General features: G+C 38.3%; 18 protein-coding genes. 6 read left to right on the plus strand and 12 right to left on the minus strand.

What is annotated here, in order from left to right; genetic code table 11:
- Positions 1 to 50: 50 nt before the first annotated feature.
- Both H6G06_RS20210 and psb34 read right to left on the minus strand, forming a co-directional pair.
- Positions 51 to 2,219, minus strand: a complete 2,169-nt coding sequence (locus H6G06_RS20210) for a tetratricopeptide repeat protein (RefSeq protein ID WP_190563380.1) — start codon at positions 2,217 to 2,219, stop codon at positions 51 to 53.
- A 238-nt stretch (positions 2,220 to 2,457) separates the two neighbouring features.
- The gene (psb34, locus tag H6G06_RS20215; RefSeq protein ID WP_190563382.1) at positions 2,458 to 2,637 is read right to left on the minus strand and encodes a photosystem II assembly protein Psb34; all 180 of its coding nucleotides are present in this window, start codon (positions 2,635 to 2,637) and stop codon (positions 2,458 to 2,460) included.
- A gap of 240 nt (positions 2,638 to 2,877) precedes the next feature.
- Here psb34 and H6G06_RS20220 point away from each other — a divergent pair, with 240 nt between their 5' ends.
- Positions 2,878 to 4,185: an AAA family ATPase gene (locus tag H6G06_RS20220; RefSeq protein ID WP_190563384.1), complete on the plus strand. Its 1,308-nt coding sequence runs from the start codon at positions 2,878 to 2,880 to the stop codon at positions 4,183 to 4,185.
- A 2-nt stretch (positions 4,186 to 4,187) separates the two neighbouring features.
- Positions 4,188 to 4,646, plus strand: coding sequence for a hypothetical protein (locus tag H6G06_RS20225; protein ID WP_190563386.1), 459 nt, complete (start codon positions 4,188 to 4,190; stop codon positions 4,644 to 4,646).
- A 61-nt stretch (positions 4,647 to 4,707) separates the two neighbouring features.
- Here the strand turns inward: H6G06_RS20225 and H6G06_RS20230 are convergent, their stop codons facing one another.
- The 4 genes from H6G06_RS20230 to H6G06_RS20245 all read right to left on the minus strand — a co-directional run bounded on the left by H6G06_RS20230 (position 4,708) and on the right by H6G06_RS20245 (position 8,546).
- Entirely contained in the window at positions 4,708 to 5,394 is a 687-nt protein-coding gene (locus H6G06_RS20230) for a Coq4 family protein (protein WP_190563497.1), read from the minus strand.
- A 168-nt stretch (positions 5,395 to 5,562) separates the two neighbouring features.
- The gene (thiO, locus tag H6G06_RS27875) at positions 5,563 to 7,566 is read right to left on the minus strand and encodes a glycine oxidase ThiO (protein ID WP_190563388.1); all 2,004 of its coding nucleotides are present in this window, start codon (positions 7,564 to 7,566) and stop codon (positions 5,563 to 5,565) included.
- Between the two features lie 169 nt (positions 7,567 to 7,735).
- Positions 7,736 to 8,191 (minus strand): hypothetical protein, encoded by a 456-nt coding sequence (locus tag H6G06_RS20240; RefSeq protein WP_190563390.1) that lies wholly within the window; start codon positions 8,189 to 8,191, stop codon positions 7,736 to 7,738.
- Between the two features lie 16 nt (positions 8,192 to 8,207).
- Positions 8,208 to 8,546, minus strand: coding sequence for a 2Fe-2S iron-sulfur cluster-binding protein (locus H6G06_RS20245; protein ID WP_190563392.1), 339 nt, complete (start codon positions 8,544 to 8,546; stop codon positions 8,208 to 8,210).
- 163 nt (positions 8,547 to 8,709) lie between these two features.
- Between H6G06_RS20245 and cimA the strand changes: the two genes are divergently transcribed.
- Entirely contained in the window at positions 8,710 to 10,329 is a 1,620-nt protein-coding gene (cimA, locus tag H6G06_RS20250; protein ID WP_190563394.1) for a citramalate synthase, read from the plus strand.
- A gap of 252 nt (positions 10,330 to 10,581) precedes the next feature.
- Here cimA and H6G06_RS20255 read toward each other — a convergent pair whose 3' ends face one another.
- The 4 genes from H6G06_RS20255 to H6G06_RS20270 all read right to left on the minus strand — a co-directional run bounded on the left by H6G06_RS20255 (position 10,582) and on the right by H6G06_RS20270 (position 12,848).
- Positions 10,582 to 11,214, minus strand: coding sequence for a uridine kinase family protein (locus H6G06_RS20255; RefSeq protein ID WP_190563396.1), 633 nt, complete (start codon positions 11,212 to 11,214; stop codon positions 10,582 to 10,584).
- Between the two features lie 2 nt (positions 11,215 to 11,216).
- Positions 11,217 to 11,762, minus strand: coding sequence for a DUF1349 domain-containing protein (locus H6G06_RS20260; protein ID WP_190563398.1), 546 nt, complete (start codon positions 11,760 to 11,762; stop codon positions 11,217 to 11,219).
- Between the two features lie 100 nt (positions 11,763 to 11,862).
- Positions 11,863 to 12,336 carry a DMT family transporter gene (locus tag H6G06_RS20265; protein ID WP_190563400.1) on the minus strand — a complete coding sequence of 158 codons (474 nt, stop codon included), beginning with the start codon at positions 12,334 to 12,336 and terminating at the stop codon, positions 11,863 to 11,865.
- 20 nt (positions 12,337 to 12,356) lie between these two features.
- Positions 12,357 to 12,848 carry a DMT family transporter gene (locus H6G06_RS20270; RefSeq protein WP_190563402.1) on the minus strand — a complete coding sequence of 164 codons (492 nt, stop codon included), beginning with the start codon at positions 12,846 to 12,848 and terminating at the stop codon, positions 12,357 to 12,359.
- A gap of 111 nt (positions 12,849 to 12,959) precedes the next feature.
- Between H6G06_RS20270 and H6G06_RS20275 the strand changes: the two genes are divergently transcribed.
- The 3 genes from H6G06_RS20275 to H6G06_RS20285 all read left to right on the plus strand — a co-directional run bounded on the left by H6G06_RS20275 (position 12,960) and on the right by H6G06_RS20285 (position 17,020).
- Positions 12,960 to 13,454: a MarR family winged helix-turn-helix transcriptional regulator gene (locus H6G06_RS20275; protein WP_190563404.1), complete on the plus strand. Its 495-nt coding sequence runs from the start codon at positions 12,960 to 12,962 to the stop codon at positions 13,452 to 13,454.
- Positions 13,455 to 14,023: 569 nt separating this feature from the next.
- Entirely contained in the window at positions 14,024 to 15,496 is a 1,473-nt protein-coding gene (locus H6G06_RS20280; protein WP_190563406.1) for a TldD/PmbA family protein, read from the plus strand.
- Between the two features lie 183 nt (positions 15,497 to 15,679).
- A complete protein-coding gene (locus tag H6G06_RS20285; RefSeq protein WP_190563408.1) occupies positions 15,680 to 17,020 on the plus strand; it encodes a TldD/PmbA family protein in 1,341 nt (446 codons plus the stop codon).
- Between the two features lie 67 nt (positions 17,021 to 17,087).
- On the opposite strand, the gene H6G06_RS20290 is transcribed toward H6G06_RS20285, so the two are convergent.
- Positions 17,088 to 18,080, minus strand: a complete 993-nt coding sequence (locus H6G06_RS20290) for a pentapeptide repeat-containing protein (RefSeq protein ID WP_190563410.1) — start codon at positions 18,078 to 18,080, stop codon at positions 17,088 to 17,090.
- Positions 18,081 to 18,150: 70 nt separating this feature from the next.
- Complete coding sequence (locus H6G06_RS20295; protein ID WP_190563412.1) at positions 18,151 to 19,059, minus strand: hypothetical protein; 909 nt, start codon at positions 19,057 to 19,059, stop codon at positions 18,151 to 18,153.
- Positions 19,060 to 19,716 lie beyond the last annotated feature (657 nt).

A 19,716-nucleotide genomic window follows, 5' to 3' on the forward strand; every position in this document is an offset into this window, starting at 1 on the left:
CCCTGTTCCCTGTTCCCTGTTCCCTGTTCCCTGTTCCCTGTTCCCTCCTTTTACAACTTAGGTAAAATTTCTGGAATCAAATTACCTGGGACTTTAGATAAAGCCAGATTTTGTCCTTGAATACCTAATTCAAGATGAAAAGTCCGAATTATTTTGACTATATGACTGAAAGTTGCGTGATAAGCTTCTGTATTTTTAACCAATCCTCCTAATGCTTGCACATGATTTTCCAAAGATGCTTCTAAATGCTGAGAGAGGATTTGTTTGTCCCCTTTAAAAGACGGATCTGTGACTAATTGATAATGAGCTAAACCCAAGTTATTTTGTGTCGCTAATAAATCAAAACTTAAAATATTCTGATTCAAGGAATTAGCTAAGGTAAGGGTTTCCTGATATGTCTTAATACATAATTGTAGGAAATTTTGGCGAATGTCCTTCGTTACTTGTGGTAAATTTGCTATATGCCAGTAGGCAGTACCAAGATTATTGCGTGTAGCAGCGCAAGCAGCAGGAATATTAGCTGGTGTGCGATATTTTAGAGCTTCACGGTAAAGATCAACTGCTAATTGTAAATTTTCCAATGGTTTTTCATATTGGGATAAATTCCAATAAGCCGTACCGATATTATTTTGAATCATCCCATACTTGATGGGTTCATCTTTGGGTTTGTAATAAACAAGTGCTAAATTATAAGCAGCGATCGCTTTCTGAAGATGCTCCACCGGTTGACTATATTGTCCTAAATGCCAGTACGCAGTCCCCAAATTATTTTGACAAGCAGCATACTTTAAGGGATCAATTTCTTCGGTTCGGTAGCGCAGTGCTTCATTGTAAGCTTTAACAGCTTCCTGCCAATTTTCCACAGGGTGAGAAAATCTTGCTAAATCACCATAAGCTGTCGCTAAATTATTCTGCACACGAGCATAAATTTCCGATTGACTATCAGGTGAAATTAGTTTGATTGCTAACTGATAAAACTCTATTCCCTGCTGTATATAAGTTTGCCCATCATCACTGCTCCCTGGTGTGCGGTGCAACATCCAATACAGCGTACCCAAATCATTTAAAGTATCTGGGAGTTGGGGTGAAGTATCGTCATAGCTCACAGCTTCCTGATAGGCAATAATAGCCACCATCAAGTTTTCTAAACTTGACTGTCCTTGTTCGATACGGAAGCGATAGAAAGTTCCTAAATTGTGATAAGCTACTGCAAGTTCTTCCCCAGAAACTTGCTGAATTTTTAATTGTTCAATTTCCCAAAGTAGTTGCTTTGCTTGCAAGTTTTCATTTGCATCTTCATCAATATTTGGGTTGAGTGTTGCTTCAAATAACGACATTAACTCATTACTAATATGTAGGAAAGATGAGAGTTTGGGGATAACATCATTCTGAGCAGATTTAGTAGATGATGGCTGTAATTTATCTTCCATATTTTCAGAAGGATGTCCCAGAAAATCCTCATCCTCTTCAGTAAACTTAAAATCTTGGACAGCGTTGTCTGTGATTTCCTCTGAGGTGATTGATTCATCGAGAATCGATTTTTCCAAATTGCCTAAATCTACACTTCGCAAACTAGAGAAATTTTCTGGATAACTGCGATTTTCTAAGGTTGGTGTTGGTTCTCCCGCAAAGATAAATACACCAGTCCGACACTGCCAAAATTTTGGTGCTGATTGCTGGATTGCATACAACCAAGGACGAGGAACCCAAAACAGCAAGCTAGATTCGAGAAATGGACTAGCTTCTTGGGTAGAAAAATATTGCTCGCTTAATCGAAGATAGTGCAGAAATAAACGCTGTACTGCAACTGATTGTTTCGTCAGCAGTTCTACACCCACAATTTGAAAGGCTGGTATTGGTAAAGGACGACCAGGGCTGTCTTTTGATTCTCCAACAACGGGAGGGGGATAATTCGCTAACCATTGATTTATCTGCGCTATGGGATTGGGATCATTTAAATTCAATCTCAATGTCACCAAGCGCGGATAAGCTGGCGTGCTAATTCCTCCTGTTTCTGCTGGGTGATATAGCACTTGACTGACTGGATAAGCTAGGGTAGAATGCAACCGAGTAGCTACTTGATTTCTTAAGTGTAAGTCATCACATACCGCAAAAAATATCTGTCGCCGCAAACCTATACTCAGAGCAAACTTCAGGCGTTGATACACTTGTCGATTTAAGGTAAAAATATCTGTAGTTAAAGTTTCATTCACGCTCATGGTGGCTACAAAAGCCCAAATACAATATACATACTGACCGAAAAATCTCCTTACTCTGATTTTCAAGTAAATGTATTTTGTTCAGGATGAATCAATTTTTCTAGGATTTCTCACGTTAACAGTATATATTTATACTTAAATTCCCTTTAATTCTAACAAAAAATAAAAAAATCAGGCTCATCCTAAGATGGGAACCTGAGAAATTGAAAAAATTAAATTTTATTAAAATAATTTGTTTTTAACTGAGATTGGACACGGTGAAGGCGACAAAAATCAAGCCACCAACCAAAAGCGCAGCAGCAGTTCCTAAAATAATGTAGGTGCGCTTTTGCCCATCCGTTGGGGGTTCAGCTTGATAAACCTTGGGTTCACGGGCAAAATTGTTGAGAAGACCGCCTTCTTCGTTGGTATAGGGCATGAAGTAATTCCTTGTTATCTTCTTTTATTTAATGTTACATATATTATGGTTTCACTCTCATATTAATTTATAAAACGTTACATTTAATAATATTAATTTATATTAATTATTCAGTGCTAACTATTGACAAATTAACCATTTCATTAACTTATTCAACCACAAACTAAGTTTTGACTCTATACTTTTGCTATAATAAAAATCTTGATCTTCTCTTGTAATAGAAATTTAAATATTAGAATTATGCAAAGAATATCTATAGAAAATTTTGGACCAATTAAAAAATTTGAAGCTGATGTCACAGATGTAATGCTGTTAATTGGTCCCCAAGCAAGTGGTAAAAGTACAATTAGCAAGACAATTTTTATATTTAAATCTCTTAAAGATGCAATATTTAATTATATAAGATATGCAGATAATCTGATGTATTTTGTGTCAAGCAGTCATAGATATAATACCTTATTAAGGTTTATAGAATCTAATTTTTTCGATTATTTTGGACTAAAACCAGATTGTGCAGAATTTAGAATTACATATCAATATTCAAGTGAAAAAAAAATAACAATTTATAAATCCGAAGATCATTTAGATATAGAATTAAGCTTGATCTTAGAGAATGAATTAAATTTGCTAATTACAGAAATTTCAAATTACCAAATAATCTCTAAAGAACAATATGATCTATTTAAATCATTAGAAGAATTACGAGAACTAGAATCAAACATAAGATTCAGATTTAAACTTTTCAAATCACGCATTGATCAAATATTTGAAGAAACACATTCTTCTGTATTTATTCCTGCGGGTAGAAGTTTGATGTCTACATTAACAGATCAACTTCAAGAAATAAAAAATCCAGATACATTAGACTATTTTACCAAATCTTTTGTAGAGAGAATTAATTTATTAAAAACTTACTTTACCGATGATTTAAACACTCTCATTCAAAATAAAGATATTGCTTCAGATATAGGTATTGATTTATCAAAACTATTAAAAAAAATCCTCAAAGGTGAATATAGATTTAATGCTGATCTTGATAAAGAAAGAATTTATTTTAAAAATAACAAATATGTCAAACTACAGTATGCTTCTTCAGGACAACAAGAATCTGTTTGGATTTTATTGCTGATATTTAGATATATTTTAGATAAAACGAGTGTATTTATGGTTTTTGAAGAACCAGAAGCACACCTTTATCCTGAAACCCAAAGTGATATTGTAGAACTGATCGGGTTATTAGCGAATGTTTATAATAATCAAATAATTATAACTACCCATAGTCCTTATATTTTATCGGCTTTCAATAATCTTTTATATGCTTATCAAGTAGGTAAAAATAAAGTAGGTGATGAAAGAGAAGCAGTAGAAAGTATTGTTAATAGTAAAAGTTGGATTGATCCTGATCGTATTTCAGCTTATTTTATTTCTGAAAATGGCTATGAATCAATTATTGATGAAGAACTAAAATTAATTCAAGCGGAAAAAATAGATAGCGCATCCAGTATAATTAACGACAAGTTTAATGATTTGTTCAACCTGGATGACTAACTATGTGTAACGATTTCTTTAGAAATAATGAATGTAAGGAATTTTGTGATAGCAGAAAAACCATAGTTGTTAAAGATTCAGGAAATAAACAAGAGTATAGAGTTACTAACGAAAACGGTAAAGAGATTTGTAAAATTAAAGTAGATGGTTGTTTAATTAAAGATGGTGAAAGATGTGATTATCTAATTTTATCCTGTGAAGGTAAATCAGCATTTTTTGTTGAGTTAAAAGGACATAAGTTAGAAAAATCGCTTAACCAAATAGATTCATCTATAACTAAACTGATAAGTGAAATGCAAGAATTCAAAATTTATGCACGTATTGTATTAAATAGAACTCCAAGTCCTGATATTAATAGTTCTGTAGAAATTAAACTCAGGAAACGTCTTAAACAACAAAATGGTAAAGATAGTGGTGATTTAATCAAGTATAAAAGTGGTAAATTAGAAGAAAGTATTTGAAGAGAATACCAACTGCTACTCCCAAAAATATAAATAATTGAGTGGTATCAGTAATTCTATTTTACCTTACCGCTAATTCAGGAAAAGAATTTATTTGTAATTGAGCGCGAATTTCACTAATGGGAACATTCCAAAACTGATCCCATTTTTTGGATATCAATTTAACAGGAGTATGAGAACCTAGAGAGTAACCACGGGATATTTCCATCATTAAAGGCTGGAATTTATTAGGTTGATAAAGACTAATCAAAACCATGCCAAAACTTACCAGCATAATGCTAATAGGTAGAGGAGTTTGTGCTAAAACAAAAGCTTGTAAACCCAATTCACCCATAACATCAGTATCAAACCCAGCGACTACATGATAAATATCATGGGTACTTCTCCAAAGCATCTTTAAATAAGAAATATCATCAACAACAGGAACTTTTTTATAGAAGTTAGGATCAAAGCCTCTAGCTTTCATTTCCTTAGCATAAATATGACCTAAAGTTCCTTCTGGAAGTTTGCTTAATTCATCTAAATTTATCGGTGCAGGTAGCCAACTTTCTGTAAATAAAGCGTTAATTTCAGGATCTTTTTTCAGTTCATCTACAGTTAAATGTGCTATTTCTGTTTGATCAAGTGCATCTTCAAAATCAAATACTGGATCAGTGCCATCATATTGGGTTCTTAATGCTCTTGATGCAAGAAATTGAATATAAGCCAGAAGTCCTTTATCGTTGTTATAGGTAATAAGATTATCCATGATAATTCTGCGTTTATAAATCATGAAAATATACTCTTATTATTGGAGAGATGAGAAGTATTTTTCCTGTATCAAAAGGGAGATGTATTTATACAATTAATTTTACTTTTGGTAGACATAAACAAGAGAAAAGCGGGCAAAATACCCGCCTCACAAAATTAGTGAAAATTAGCCCATAATTGTTCCAGTTAAAGGAGAACTAGCACTAGCGTAATTCTTCATTGGCATTCTTCCTGCTAAATAAGCCATGCGTCCCGCTACAGTTGCCAAATTCATCGCATAAGCCATTGCTGGGGCATTTTCAGCCAGTGCGATCGCACTATTAATTAACAACGCATCCGCACCTAATTCCATCGCTTGTGCAGCTTCCGAAGGCGCACCAATACCCGCATCTACCACCACAGGCACTTTGGCATTTTCAATAATAATCTGAATATTGGCAGTAGTTTTCAACCCTTGTCCTGAACCAATAGGCGATGCTAAAGGCATCACTGTTGCACAACCAACCTCTTCTAACCGCTTGGCTAACATCGGGTCTGCATTAATATAAGGCAATACAGCAAAACCTTCTTTTACCAACTGTTCCGCAGCTTGCAAAGTGCCAATGGGATCGGGAAGTAAATATTTAGTATCAGGTATCACTTCTAACTTGACAAAATTATTATCTTCCTGTCCTAATAACTTCGCCATTTCCCTTCCCAACCGTGCCACCCGAATTGCTTCTTCCGCCGTTTGACAGCCAGCAGTATTAGGCAACATCCAAATTTTACCCCAATCTAACGCTTCTGCTAAACCTTCATGTCCAGGTGCATTAGTTTGTACCCGTCGCACAGCTACCGTCACAATTTGACAACCACTAGCAACAACGCTTTTTTGCATTTCCTCAATACTGCGATACTTCCCAGTACCCGTCATCAAGCGAGATTGAAAGGTTTTACCAGCAATAATTAATCCTGAATCTTGTAGTTTCAGTTCCGCAGGTTGTAGATATACATTTTTACTATGTCCGTTAGTGAAATTAGCAGGATGAGTCAGCATGGATGTTGTTGTAGATGACTGGTGTTGAAAACGCGAATAATGAAAATTAGTTAGAAGGGGATCGGTTTTTTGTGACAGAATCAAATCAGCAATTAACACGGCTGTGACTGGTGCAAGCAAAATTCCATTGCGATAATGACCAGTAGCTAAAGTTAAATTTTTACAATGACTATCGCCTAAAATCGGTAATTCATCGGAGGTAGCAGGACGAAAACCCCACCACATTTCTTGAATGGGATAATCTGCTAATTGGGGATAAAGACGAGTTGCAGCTTCTAGTAAACTTTGAATTCCTGCTGGTGTGTTATCGGGAGTAAAACCCACATCTTCACTGGTTGCCCCTAGAATAATATCGCGATTACGCCGGGGGACAATGTAAATATTTTCACCAAATAACACCCGCGTTAAAGGTAACTCTGTCACAAAGTCTGGTACTCGCAACCGCAACATTTGTCCTTTGCGGGGACGCACTGGTAAAGGTAATAATTGATTTGCCCAAGCTCCAGCAGCTAAAAGATAATGGTCAGACCGAAGCAAGCCCATGTTAGTTTGGACACCTATAACTTGTCCTTGCTGTTGAGCGATCGCTTCTACTGTCACCCCATCCTTGAATTCCACACCCAAAGACACAGCAGCATTCCGTAAAACTTGGACTAAAGCACGGTTATCAACTTGGCCATCTTCAGGATACCACCAGCCCCCTACTACATCAGATCCCAAACCTGGCTGATATTCGTTAATGGCTACTTTATCTAACCAAAAGCTTGGAGACTGGGAAATTGATATTTCTCCTCTGCCCCCCTGCTCCCCTGCTCCCCTGCTCCTCTGCTCCCCTACTTTTTCATATACTGGTGCGAGGATGCCGCAAGGCCAATAACCGGTATTTAAACCTGTTAATTCTTCTAATTTGCTGATCCAGTCGGGATATAAAGCACGCGATCGCCAACACAAAGACAGCATCGCTGCATTGGCGATATTTTCCGCATCAGGCGCTAACATTCCTGCGGCCGCGTGGCTGGCTGCGGCTGTAAAATCACGGCAAACTATAGTAGCATTTGCACCGCGCAACTTCAGTTCCACAGCGCAAGCCAACCCGATAATGCCACCACCGATAATCAAAACGTCGCTAGTCATCAGTCAATAGCCAATAGTCATTAGTAAATAACTAATAACCTATCAGGACTGTTAATTGGTAATGGGTAATGGGTAATGGAATGGGTAATGGGTAATTAGGTTATTCATATTCCCATTCCCCAGTCACCAGTCCCCAGTCACCAGTCCCCAGTCCCCAGTCACCAGTCCCTTACCACAAAGCGCGAATAGGTTCTTTGTCTTGATTAATATCACCTGAACTTGAGCTAGTATCTGTTGTGGAAGTAGAAGTATCAGTAGTATTTGAGCCTTGTGTACTATCAGTAGTTCCTGTTGACTCAGTAGTAGCATTACTTTGAGCTACACTGGTGCGGCGAGTATCATCAGCAAAGTCATTCCTGTTGGTAGTTTGAGAATTATTTCTGGTAGAAGTTTCAGAATTATTTCTGGTAGAAGTTTCAGAATTATTTCTGGTAGCAGCTTCAGCATCATCCCTAGTAGCAGTGCTATTAACATTAATATTAGCTGGGAGGACGCTTGAAGCTCGCCTTCCTGGGGGGACGTTGGCGGTTTGTTGTCCACCCATAGGAAAGTTAATACCAAGCAACGTACCCAGCAAAATTGCCACGCCTCCAGCCATCAAAATTAAGGGTGTCCATCTACCCATCTTGTTTCTCTCCTTTTTAACCTTCTGGTGTCCAAACTAATTGAGACCCTTGACCCCAAAATCCATCAAATTTTGTTACTTTCACATCACCTAAAACCTGAGTTTGACAAGCTAAACGCAAGTCAGATGCAGGAGAATGGGGAGGAAGTGAACGCCGCATTTGATCACGCCAATTCACTGCGGACACTTCGCCTTCTACCTTAACCGCACAAGTACCACAACTGCCAAGACCTCGACAATTTATTACCTTAGAACCACCGTTGTGGAGGTCTACACCATTTTTTAGCAGCACTTTCCTTAAATTGGCTTGGCTTTCACACTCAATTAATTTACCTTGAGCTAGAACCTTGGGCATATTTAAATTACCAAACTAAATTACAGCAGGGAACAGGAAAAAGGCAAAAGGCAAAAGGCAAAAGGCAAAAGGCAGAAAGTAATATATTATTCCCCCCATCTCACCCCTGTCACCTGTCATCTGTCATCTGTCACCTGTCACCTGTCACCTCACTCCTGAACTTATGACCACAACTCCTTCTCCTCAACTTTGGCTCTATGACACTACTCTCCGCGATGGAACTCAACGGGAAGGACTATCAGTGTCTATAGAAGATAAATTACGCATTGCTCATAGACTCGATCAACTAGGGATACCCTTCATTGAAGGCGGTTGGCCAGGAGCGAATCCTAAAGATGTGCAGTTTTTCTGGCAACTCCAAGAAAATCCCCTCAAACAAGCCGAAATAGTACCCTTCTGCTCCACTCGTCGTCCCCACACCAAAGCCGTAGATGAACCCATGCTACAAGCGATTTTGGCAGCAGGTACGCGCTGGGTAACAATTTTCGGTAAATCTTGGGATCTGCACGTGATTGAAGGACTCAAAACCAGTCTAGATGAAAATTTAGCCATGATCCGCGACACCATTGAGTATTTACGTTCTCAAGGAAGGCGTGTGATTTATGATGCTGAACATTGGTTTGATGGCTATAAGCAAAATCCTGATTATGCTTTACAGACAATAAAAGCAGCAGCAACAGCAGGGGCTGAATGGTTGGTTCTATGTGATACAAATGGCGGAACTTTACCTCATGAAATTACGCAAATTGTTAAAGATGTTGTGCAGGTAACTGGGGACTTATCACCAATTTCCCAAATAGGAATACATACTCATAATGATTCAGAAATGGCGGTTGCTAATGCTCTAGCAGCAGTCATGGCAGGGGCAAAGATGGTACAAGGTACTATAAATGGTTATGGTGAACGCTGCGGTAATGCTAACCTGTGTTCTCTGATTCCTAATTTACAGTTAAAGCTAGGTTATAGCTGTATCGCTGAACACCAGCTAAATCAAATTACAGAAACCAGTCGCTTTGTCAGCGAAGTTGTCAATCTCGCACCTGATGAACACGCTCCTTTTGTCGGACGTTCGGCTTTTGCTCACAAAGGTGGGATTCATGTCTCTGCGGTCGAACGCAACCCATTGACTTATGAACATATTCAGCCGGAACAAGTAGGAAACCGTCGTCGCATTGTCATTTCTGAACAGTCTGGTTTAAGTAATGTTTTAGCTAAAGCCCGGACTTTGGGAATGGAATTAGATAAACATGATCCCCAAACTAAACACATTCTCCAACGGATGAAAGAATTGGAAAGTGAAGGTTATCAATTTGAAGCCGCAGAAGCTAGTTTTGCACTGTTGATGTATGAAGCTTTGGGACTGAGACAACAGTTTTTTGAAGTTAAAGGTTTTCAAGTACATTGTGATTTAGTGGAGGTGAAAGAAACTACTAATTCTTTAGCTACAGTGAAAGTAGGTGTAAATGGTAAAAATATTCTCGAAGCAGCAGAAGGTAATGGTCCGGTAGCAGCTTTAGATGCTGCTTTGCGTAAAGCTTTAGTGAACTTTTATCCGCAAATTGCTGACTTTGAGTTGACAGATTATAAAGTCAGAATTCTCAACGGTAATACAGGCACATCGGCAAAAACACGCGCTTTGGTAGAATCGGGAAATGGTAAACAACGTTGGACAACTGTAGGAGTTTCTACAAATATTTTGGAAGCTTCTTATCAGGCTGTAGTTGCAGGTTTGGAATATGGTTTGTTGTTATATTTTCAAGCTGAAAAGGCTGTGAAGGTTTAGCCGTTTAGAGATTTTGTAGAGACGTTTTTTTAAATGTCTCTACTAAGAATTTGAATTGTCTGATTAGCGTAGCGTGGCGAAAGCCATATCAGGATTTACAGGATTTTAGTCTGTAGGTTTGATTGCGATCGCCTCAACTCACATCTTGCACCTGGAAATATAAATATCAAAACCACAACTACGTAAGAAGGAAATCAGCCACTGAATATTTTGACAACCTACCCAAATCCAGTTATCCTGTTAAAACACAAATTAAACCAACTTGAAATCATTAATATAAATCACGTCTGCAATTGATTTAGGATTGTCAATTGACAAATGCTCCTTTTGGGCAGGAAAATAAATTTTTTGGTAATCATCAATTATCTGTTCTAATGGAATGCCTTCTTGATTTCGCTGGATTGCTCTCTCCAAAGCAGTTGCAAATGAACAATCAATCCAAATCTTAAAATCATAGAAATGTTGGAGCGATCGCTTCAGTAAAAATATCCCTTCAAGCACAATTACATCCACATTTTCAAATTGATAATTATAGGTTTGTGATATACCTGTAATTCCTGTTAAAACGGTCGTTAAATTAATCATCCGCTGATTTTTTAATGGTAGTATTAATTGCTGAAATAGATCATCAAAGTGAAAAGCATGATGATAAAAATGCTGGGCTAGATTTTCAGAATTAAATCGCTCACTTGGTAACTTATGCCAAGCATCTAAATTAATTGAGACAGCATTAACATTTTGATGATTGAGAGCAGTTATTAATTTTTCAGTAATATAACCTTTACCAGAACCATCAATCCCACTGACAGCAACTAAAAAACCTCTATCTACTGACAATTCTGATTGCTTTTGGAGGATAGAATCAGCTAAATCTTGAATATTCATGATTATTTTTCACCTTTTTTTGTTAATTGATAATCCTCAAAAATTACCTCATATCCATTTCCTTGTGGTGATGCACACATTATTCCGACTTGAATATCTTGCTCGACTGGAAAATAAGCCATTCTCAAGGGAACATAGCGAGAATTTTCATCTAAATAAGCGATATGAATAGCCTCTTGACATCGCTCAACCCGTAGCTGAAAAATATCAGGAGGATTTAACAAAGGTGTGAATGACCAATCTGAATAGTGATGAGTGACCACAGCACTCAGATTTTGTACTCCATCTACATATTCAATTCCAGTTTTAATCCAATGTTTTTCATCAGCACGAATCATAATTCCTGCCTGATCATATAAGTCTTTGTATTTGCCTTTTATCTTGACATCAACAACAAAATCTGTACTCACTCGCTCAAAGTAGAAATGTCCACTATCACGAATAAAACCATAATGAGTTATCCGCCAAAAATCGGTTTTTGGTGCAGTTGTAACGATGATTTGCTGGTCATAGTGTGACCAATTAGCAGGTTGATTAAGCCATTCCATAGTTTTTGCTATTTTAGATGTAAGGGAATAATTTGTGTAATTTTACCGTGAGTAGATGAGTTTAAAAAAATATAACGATTGTTCAAACTGCTCTAAGGCACTACTGGACGTTTTTATGAGAATAGTTTCTGTCCAATTGATTAATTACAATCGCTATTACTAATGTGGCAATTCCTAATATTTTGGGTGTGGTAATCGGATATTTAATAGCAGCGAACCATCCCAACTGATCAATTACCATTGACATAAACATTTGGCTAAATACTACAACTAAAGTAGTGGTGGTTAAACCCAATTTCGGAACTATTAAGGTACTTAAGGTTACAAAAATTGCACCTAGTAAACCGCCTAAAAATGCCCACCAAGGAGTAATAGAAAGTAAGTCAAGATTGCAGGGTTTGAAAATACCAAGTCCTAGCAGCAATGTCAGGATACTAAACCCAACTAAAAAATTAATGGTTGCTGCGGCTATTGGAGAGTGGAGTATTATCTTTAATTGGGCATTGACGGCTGTTCCAATTGTTGAAAAACCACCAGCCGAACCAGCGCCAAGCAATGCTAATAAAATATCCATAATGATGATACTGAAAAGTATTAGGTTGGTAGCGAAAGTAAAAAAATTGCTACAATTAACAGTGCTATAACTAGACGACGATTAGCTGTGAGGCGACGGCGGTTCACTCCCAACCAGCCAAAATGGTCAGTCACCAAACCAGTAATTGCTTGTCCACATATAATTAGCCCCTGAGTTAAGGTAGTCCCCAAAATAGATGTGAAGTAAGCACTGGCGGTAATATACCAAACTCCAAATAAACCACCCATCAGAGTCCATCGGGGAGCTTTGGCTAAAGCAGACCAATCTGGATGACCAAACCAACCTGTGCATAACAAACTAATCAACGCAATTGAGCCGACAAGGTAAGAAATATCTGCGGCTAGGGGTACAGAATTGAGCGATCGCGCTAATTGAGCATTGAGATTGCTTTGAATTGGCAATATAGCACCATTCACCAATGCCAACAGCACATATAAGTAGCTTTGACCATTAGGAACAGATCCCTGAAAACCTAGACGTATGGGTGTCATGGCTGTTGTTTTGTGTGGAGGATAGAAAGTTCTTGAAAATATATCTTGATATCAAGATACTTAAAATAAAGATAAATGTCAAGAATCTCGATGTCAAGATAAAATGGCAATATGAACAAAGATCGAATTGACATCATTCTTGAGGAATGGCAACAGGAATTGCCGCAGTTGGATACTTCAGCCATAGGGATAATTGGGCGTGTACTACGAATTGCCCGTCTTCTGGAAAAGCACCGCGAAAGCATACTGGCTGAGTATGGCTTGAACGTCTGGTCATTTGATGTGTTAGCCACACTGCGACGACAGGGACAACCTTTTCGCTTGAAACCTACTGAACTTTATAGTTTGCTCATGCTGTCTTCAGGCGCAATGACAAACCGGATTGACCGCCTAGAACAAGATCAGATAGTAACCCGTGTCCGTGATGCAGAGGATCGGCGCAGTGTAATGGTGCAACTGACTCCTAAAGGAATACAGCTTGCGGATACTGTGATGCCTATTCTGTTTGAGAAAGAGAAACAACTGTTATCTCAATTCACGGCTGATGAATTGCAACTATTCATCCCCAGGCTGCGTAAGCTACTTATGTTACTTGAACAGGAATAAGTAATCTAGGAAAACTAGAGTAGGGAATAGTGTCGGTCAATGCTGATGGAGTGTGGCAAGGAATAAAATTTCCATGACTGTTCAAAATCTATAAAGTATTGAGCCGAGATTCCCATACTTTTGGCGAAACATTATTTAATAATAAAGTGAGGGAAAAACCCGATTTTGGATCTAAGCTGGAAATTTTTCTGGATTCCCCTGAATAGGAGAATGATATTAAAACAGGATCAATCATTCTATTAAGTTCTCTAAATCCTCTAATCCTGTAAATCCTGATATGGCTTGCGCCACGCTACGCTATCAGACAATATAATATACTGTATGAAAATGAATAGTATAAAAATAAATATAAATGCTAAATCCTATTAATCCTTTAATCTTAATAACCCTGATTCAGATATTAATGGAAGATTCTCATCCTTCTCACTTTCCTTACTAACACCCAGAATAAGAGGGTGAGGAAACCTCTACTGCCTAAATGCCCACAGCGGCTTTGATGGATTTGTTAGACTAAACACACCAGGATTTTTCAGTCACATCTCTGATAACGCCAGCAGACGAGGCTATTCATGCTTACAAATACCCTACTTCTTTCCAATCAACTCCCAAGTTTACAGTATTCATCCACAACAGAACGCTTCGATGACACTTGGGAAGCGCCCCTGGCTACCCTTTTGGGACTAGGACGCGCCGCTGGTGCTGATTTTGTAGAATTCTTTTTAGAACGTCGTAACTACATTAGTTGTTTAGCTGAAGACGACACCATCACCAGTATCTCACCCAGTTTAGCTACTGGTGCAGGAGTGAGAGTATTTCGCGGCAAAGGTGACTGTTACGTTAGCACCAATAACCTGACATTTGCAGGCTTGAAAGCAGCCTTAGAAAAAGGTTTGTCTATCCTGGGATTACAACTACCCGGACCTGGTGCTTTCATCCCCGAAATCAACCTAGAACTACTCAGAGACTACGCCATCAAACGTGGTAAAGATGGCTGGCTACCTCTGTGCAGTTCTATCCGTGAAATGGGAGAAATTCTCCTTGATGGTACTGCCCAACTCAACAAAAAAGCTACTCACGTCCAATCACGCCGCGCTTCTTATTTCCGTGACTGGCAAGAAGTATTAGTTGCTGGTAGTGATGGCACATTTGCCCGTGATATTCGCCTTACCCAGTCCGTCGGCTTTAATATTCTTTGTGCTGATGGTGCTAACCGTTCTTCTATTGCTGAACGAGCAGGTAATACCAGTGATGCTAACTTCCTGAGAACTTGGGATTATCAACAAGCTGCTGAACACATCGCCGAATCTGCGGGTAAAATGCTCTATGCAGATTATGTCGAGTCAGGTAATTACCCCATTATTATGGCCAATCATTTTGGCGGAGTAATTTTCCATGAAGCTTGCGGACATCTATTAGAAACTACCCAAATTGAACGAAAAACTACTCCATTTGCTGATAAAAAAGGCGAAAAAATCGCCCATGAAAGTTTAACAGCTTGGGATGAAGGACGCGCTGACAATGCCTTCGGAACAATTGATATGGATGACGAAGGAATGCCCGCCCAAAGAACTCTCTTAATTGAAAAAGGCGTTCTCAAAAACTTCCTTGCTGACAGAACTGGTTCAGTGAGAACCGGACACCCCAGAACTGGCAGCGGTCGCCGTCAAAATTACACTTTTGCGGCTGCTAGTCGCATGAGAAACACCTATATTGATAGCGGCGAATACAGCAATGAAGATTTATTTGCTTCCGTTGATAAAGGTATTTATTGCAAAAAAATGGGTGGCGGAAGTGTTGGTGCAACAGGTCAATTTAACTTTAGCGTTGATGAAGCTTACTTAATAGAAAACGGCAAAATTACCAAACCATTAAAAGGCGCTACTCTCATCGGTGAAGCCAAGGAAATTATGAACAAAATTTCCATGTGTTCCCAAGATTTAGAACTAGCTCCCGGTTTTTGTGGTTCTGTTAGTGGCAGTATTTACACCACAGTAGGACAACCTCATATTAAAGTTGATTCCATCACCGTTGGCGGAAGATAATTTTAGATTTTAGATCCTGTGAACAAAAAGATCCCCGACTTCTTTTTTGATCTTTCAACAAATTATTATATTCTTCTTAGAAGTCAGGGATCTGAAACTGGTAATTAATTCTTTTATTCCTTTGCGCCTTTGCTCCTTTGCCTCTTTGCGCGAAACTCCAATCTTAAAATCCAAAATCGCATCATGCCAAAAATAGAAGAAATCGCAACCTACGCCCAAGAAAACGCTGCCAAATTAGGCATTAAAAAATTTGACATTTACGGTTCAACCGTAGATGATACCAGCGTTCAAGTTGACCAGGGAGAACCCAAACAAGTTAAAGCTTCCAACCGTTCTGGGGTAACAGTTCGGGTTTGGAACGAAGAAAATACAATGGGTGTTACTAGCACCACAGATGTAGACCCCAAAGGATTAGAATTAGCTTTACAAACTGCTTACGAAGCTAGTTTTTTTGGTGTGAAAGAAAACGTTCCTGATTTTAGTCCAGAAGCAACAATTCCCATCGAAAACAACACCAAAGAAAAAGCATCTCCAGCACCTGTTGCTGAACTAATCGAAAAACTATTAGTAGCAGAAAAAGAACTTTTAGCGGCTCATCCTGCTATTAAAGGAGTGCCTTATAATGGTTTAGCACAAAGAGATATTGACCGTTTTTATCTCAATAGTGATGGTGCTTTAAGAACCGAATCTCATTCCTTGGCTTCAGTTTATCTTTACAGTAAAACTGAGGAAGAAGGGAAAAAACCCCGCAGTGCTGGTGCTTATCGAGTCAAGGAAAGTGTAGCGGATTTAGATATTTCAGGTTGCATTCAAGAAACAGCCGAGAAAACTATCAGTCATTTGCATTATGAAAAAATCAAAACTGGTAAATATCAGGTGGTTTTTTCTCCTGAAGCTTTCTTGAGCTTATTGGGTGCGTTTTCTAATTTATTTAATGCCCAAAGTATTCTTGACAATCAAAGTTTGTCAAAAGCTGATGATATCGGTAAGCAAATTGCTTCACCTTTACTTTCAGTTTACGATGATGCCCTACATCCGGCTAATGTGGGGGCAGAAAGTTTTGATGGTGAAGGTACTCCTACCCGTCAGGTGAAATTGATAGAAAGTGGTGTTTTATCCAGTTTTCTCCACAGTGCGGGAACTGCAAAACGGTTAAATGCTCAACCTACGGGTAATGCTAGTATTGGGGCAAAGGTGAGCGTGGGTCCCAATTTTTATCATGTTTTTGCAGCAGGAACAGCAGAGAAAGAATTGAGTTTAGAAACTGCGGAAAATGTGATTTTAATTGATGATTTACAAGCCCTCCATGCAGGTGTTAAGGCTTTACAAGGTTCGTTTTCTTTGCCTTTTGATGGTTGGTTAGTTAACAAAGGTGAGAAAACCAGTATTGAGTCGGCAACAGTAGCTGGTGATTTCTTGGAAGTCTTGAAATCTATTGTTTATGTAGAAAAAGAAGCCGAGTTAACACCTGGGGGAGTTTGTCCCAGAATTTGGGTAAGTGAACTCTCTATTACTGGGGAGTAATATACAGCAGGAGTCAGGAGTCAGGAGTCAGATAAATATTACCTGTTCCCTGTTCCCTGTTCCCTGATTAATATTTAATTGTGCCATCAGGCATTACCGCTTCCCGCAAATCAGCACCCATCAGATTTGCGGTACTCATTTCTGCTCTAATTAGATTTGCCTTGTTTAAATTAGCATTTGTCAAGTCTGTTTTAGCAAGATAGGCATCAACTAAGTCTGCTTCCATGAGGTTAGCTCCCCGCAGGATAGCGCGACTTAAATCTGCTCTACTGAGTCTAGCAAAACTCAGGTTTGCTCCATTCATTTTCGCTCTAGTCAGTTTAGCATCTGCAATCAGCGCACCATACAAATTAATATCTGTAAGTTCGGCATCTATCAGATTTGCACGTTCTAGTCTAGAATTCATCAAATTAGCACCTGATAAATTAGCGCCACTTAAATTAATATCACTCAGAGAAGCATTATTTAAAATTGCTTCACTCAAGTTAGCACCACTCAGATTAACGCCACGCAACGTTGCTTCAGTCAAATTAGCACCACTCAGATTAACTTTAGCTAAGTTAGCACCTGTTAAATCAGCACCGCGCAAGTCAGCTTTATGTAGGTTAGCACCCAGTAAAATAGCAGTGAAAACTCTCTTTTCTTCTCGCAGGTTAGCACCACGCATACACGCACCTGTGAGGTTAGCACCACTGAGATTAGCTCCCCGCAAATCGGCATTCATTAAGTTAGCATCTAGCATATCCGCTAAGGTTAAATTAGCATTTTGCAAATTAGCACCCTGTAAACTCGCACCATGCAAATCAGCATCATGCAAGTTAGCATTGATTAAAGTTGCCTGATTTAAATTAGCGCCACTGAGGTTGCTATAAGTTAGATTTGCTCTATTCAAAATTGCTCGACTGAGATAGGTAAAAATTAGGATAGCATTACTCAAATCTGCCTGATTTAAGGCTACACCTATCAAGTCTGCACCAAATAGATTTACGCCACTGAGTTGGGCTTCGATAAATTTTGTTTCTCCATCTGCATATCTCTTCAGAAGTTCATTGGCATCCATATCTTTCCCTTGCAATTACTATAAAGTTTTTCAAATTTTCCTAGACTCAAGAATGGTTTAGAATTGTCATTTATTGTTTTTTATTGAATGGATATGGTGTAGGAGGTGCTATAAGTTGACAAGTACTATCTTTGTCATTTTCATAGATATCGCTATCATCATCAGATGAAGTTATTTGATGATAAGCATTAGTGATGGTACTAGTTTCTTCAGATGAGGATTTTTTCGGCGGTTGATATTGATCTTGATTTGATGAAATATCGCCATAAAAACCCTGCATAGATTGCATGATTGCACCTGCGGCTTGAGAGTCTTCATACTGGTTACCTAGAGATATAACTGCATTATTTAGTTTAGATTCCAGTTCTCTGATAGTGGCACAAGAATCAAATACTTTCTCCAATAAACCATCCAGTTCTTCTGCTCTCAGTTTGTTCCAGTCCTCTTCTAAGAAATCAATCTTATTGTAAAAAGCAAAAAATAAGACTAATTTAGCTCTGAGTGGGTTAGTATACTGCATAATATTTTGCCGTAAATCAAATTTATTATATTCATATTTGATTTGATAGCCTGTAAATTCATCGAGAGGATTTGACGATATTTCTTGCTGAGGTTGATTAAATATTATTCCTGTTGATTCTTGTGGGTAGGGTTGATTAAATATTATTCCTGTGAATTCCTCATTGATTACATATAATTTCTCTATTTCATTTAAAATGATATTGGCAACTAGAGAGTATTCGCGTGGTTTACTTAGGGTATTGACAATTTGATAGAAAGTATAATTCAAATGTTCTATGGTTGGGTTAAAACTGTACAATTCCTGAATTAATTCTGTTAATTTGAATCTGTCTAGGATATCTTGATCATTCTGCCAATTATTTGTACAAGCACAATATATTAATTTTTTAATCCGGGTTGAGTTTTCATGCTGTTCTAAATTTTTAGCTACTTCATTGAGGGCAGATTGAGTGGTCATCAGTAAAGCTCCGGCACAGGTATCAGACAGCAATAAATTATAACTGGATTTGCGCTCCAGTGGGTAGCAAAAGTTTTCTATTATTTCAGTAAAAGTAATGTTTTGTTACGAAAAACCCTTATTTACAAAGAAGGCAGGAGGAAAGAAGTATGAATAAAAACTTTAGTTCTGGGTTTAAAGCCCAGTTTAAAAAAAGAATTGTATCGAGATACGTAGCACGAAATACAAAGCGTCCTTGCTTCAGTCCTACGTTTTTAAATGTGGGTTCCTCCTGCCTCCTGCCTCCTATCTCCTGCCTCCTGAACTAAATATCCTTTTAAAAGAGCCAAAATAGCAAAAATATAGCAATACTATGATATCCCCGACTTCTTAAAGAAGTCGCTGATCTTGGGTGGGGGAATTTTGTTGTTCACGCAGTGCTAACGCACGGATTAAGCCGGGAGCAGAGTGTACCCGAAAGGCTTATGATTGAGTGAGGAATGCTATATTTTCCCGAACCTGCAACCCCATACCCTGTCTGCACCGCAAGCTTTTCAATTTACAGAGGGCTGAGTTCTGAAAATTTGAGTTATTTTAATGGTAGAGACGGTTGATGATACATCTCTACAAGATTTCCAAGAAGTAGCTCAACTGAAAAAACATAGTACCCAGACCCCC

Source organism: Anabaena sphaerica FACHB-251 (assembly GCF_014696825.1).
Taxonomy (GTDB): Bacteria; Cyanobacteriota; Cyanobacteriia; order Cyanobacteriales; family Nostocaceae; genus RDYJ01.

Coding starts and splice junctions, on each gene's coding strand:
- H6G06_RS20230 (WP_190563497.1), bottom strand. CDS start 5,394: ATGGATAATCTTATTACCTATAACAACGATAAAGGACTTCTGGCTTAT.
- H6G06_RS20240 (WP_190563390.1), bottom strand. CDS start 8,191: ATGGGTAGATGGACACCCTTAATTTTGATGGCTGGAGGCGTGGCAATT.
- H6G06_RS20220 (WP_190563384.1), top strand. CDS start 2,878: ATGCAAAGAATATCTATAGAAAATTTTGGACCAATTAAAAAATTTGAA.
- H6G06_RS20210 (WP_190563380.1), bottom strand. CDS start 2,219: ATGAGCGTGAATGAAACTTTAACTACAGATATTTTTACCTTAAATCGA.
- H6G06_RS20265 (WP_190563400.1), bottom strand. CDS start 12,336: ATGGATATTTTATTAGCATTGCTTGGCGCTGGTTCGGCTGGTGGTTTT.
- H6G06_RS20275 (WP_190563404.1), top strand. CDS start 12,960: ATGAACAAAGATCGAATTGACATCATTCTTGAGGAATGGCAACAGGAA.
- cimA (WP_190563394.1), top strand. CDS start 8,710: ATGACCACAACTCCTTCTCCTCAACTTTGGCTCTATGACACTACTCTC.
- H6G06_RS20295 (WP_190563412.1), bottom strand. CDS start 19,059: ATGACCACTCAATCTGCCCTCAATGAAGTAGCTAAAAATTTAGAACAG.
- psb34 (WP_190563382.1), bottom strand. CDS start 2,637: ATGCCCTATACCAACGAAGAAGGCGGTCTTCTCAACAATTTTGCCCGT.
- H6G06_RS20270 (WP_190563402.1), bottom strand. CDS start 12,848: ATGACACCCATACGTCTAGGTTTTCAGGGATCTGTTCCTAATGGTCAA.
- H6G06_RS20225 (WP_190563386.1), top strand. CDS start 4,188: ATGTGTAACGATTTCTTTAGAAATAATGAATGTAAGGAATTTTGTGAT.
- H6G06_RS20290 (WP_190563410.1), bottom strand. CDS start 18,080: ATGGATGCCAATGAACTTCTGAAGAGATATGCAGATGGAGAAACAAAA.
- H6G06_RS20260 (WP_190563398.1), bottom strand. CDS start 11,762: ATGGAATGGCTTAATCAACCTGCTAATTGGTCACACTATGACCAGCAA.
- thiO (WP_190563388.1), bottom strand. CDS start 7,566: ATGACTAGCGACGTTTTGATTATCGGTGGTGGCATTATCGGGTTGGCT.
- H6G06_RS20255 (WP_190563396.1), bottom strand. CDS start 11,214: ATGAATATTCAAGATTTAGCTGATTCTATCCTCCAAAAGCAATCAGAA.
- H6G06_RS20285 (WP_190563408.1), top strand. CDS start 15,680: ATGCCAAAAATAGAAGAAATCGCAACCTACGCCCAAGAAAACGCTGCC.
- H6G06_RS20245 (WP_190563392.1), bottom strand. CDS start 8,546: ATGCCCAAGGTTCTAGCTCAAGGTAAATTAATTGAGTGTGAAAGCCAA.
- H6G06_RS20280 (WP_190563406.1), top strand. CDS start 14,024: ATGCTTACAAATACCCTACTTCTTTCCAATCAACTCCCAAGTTTACAG.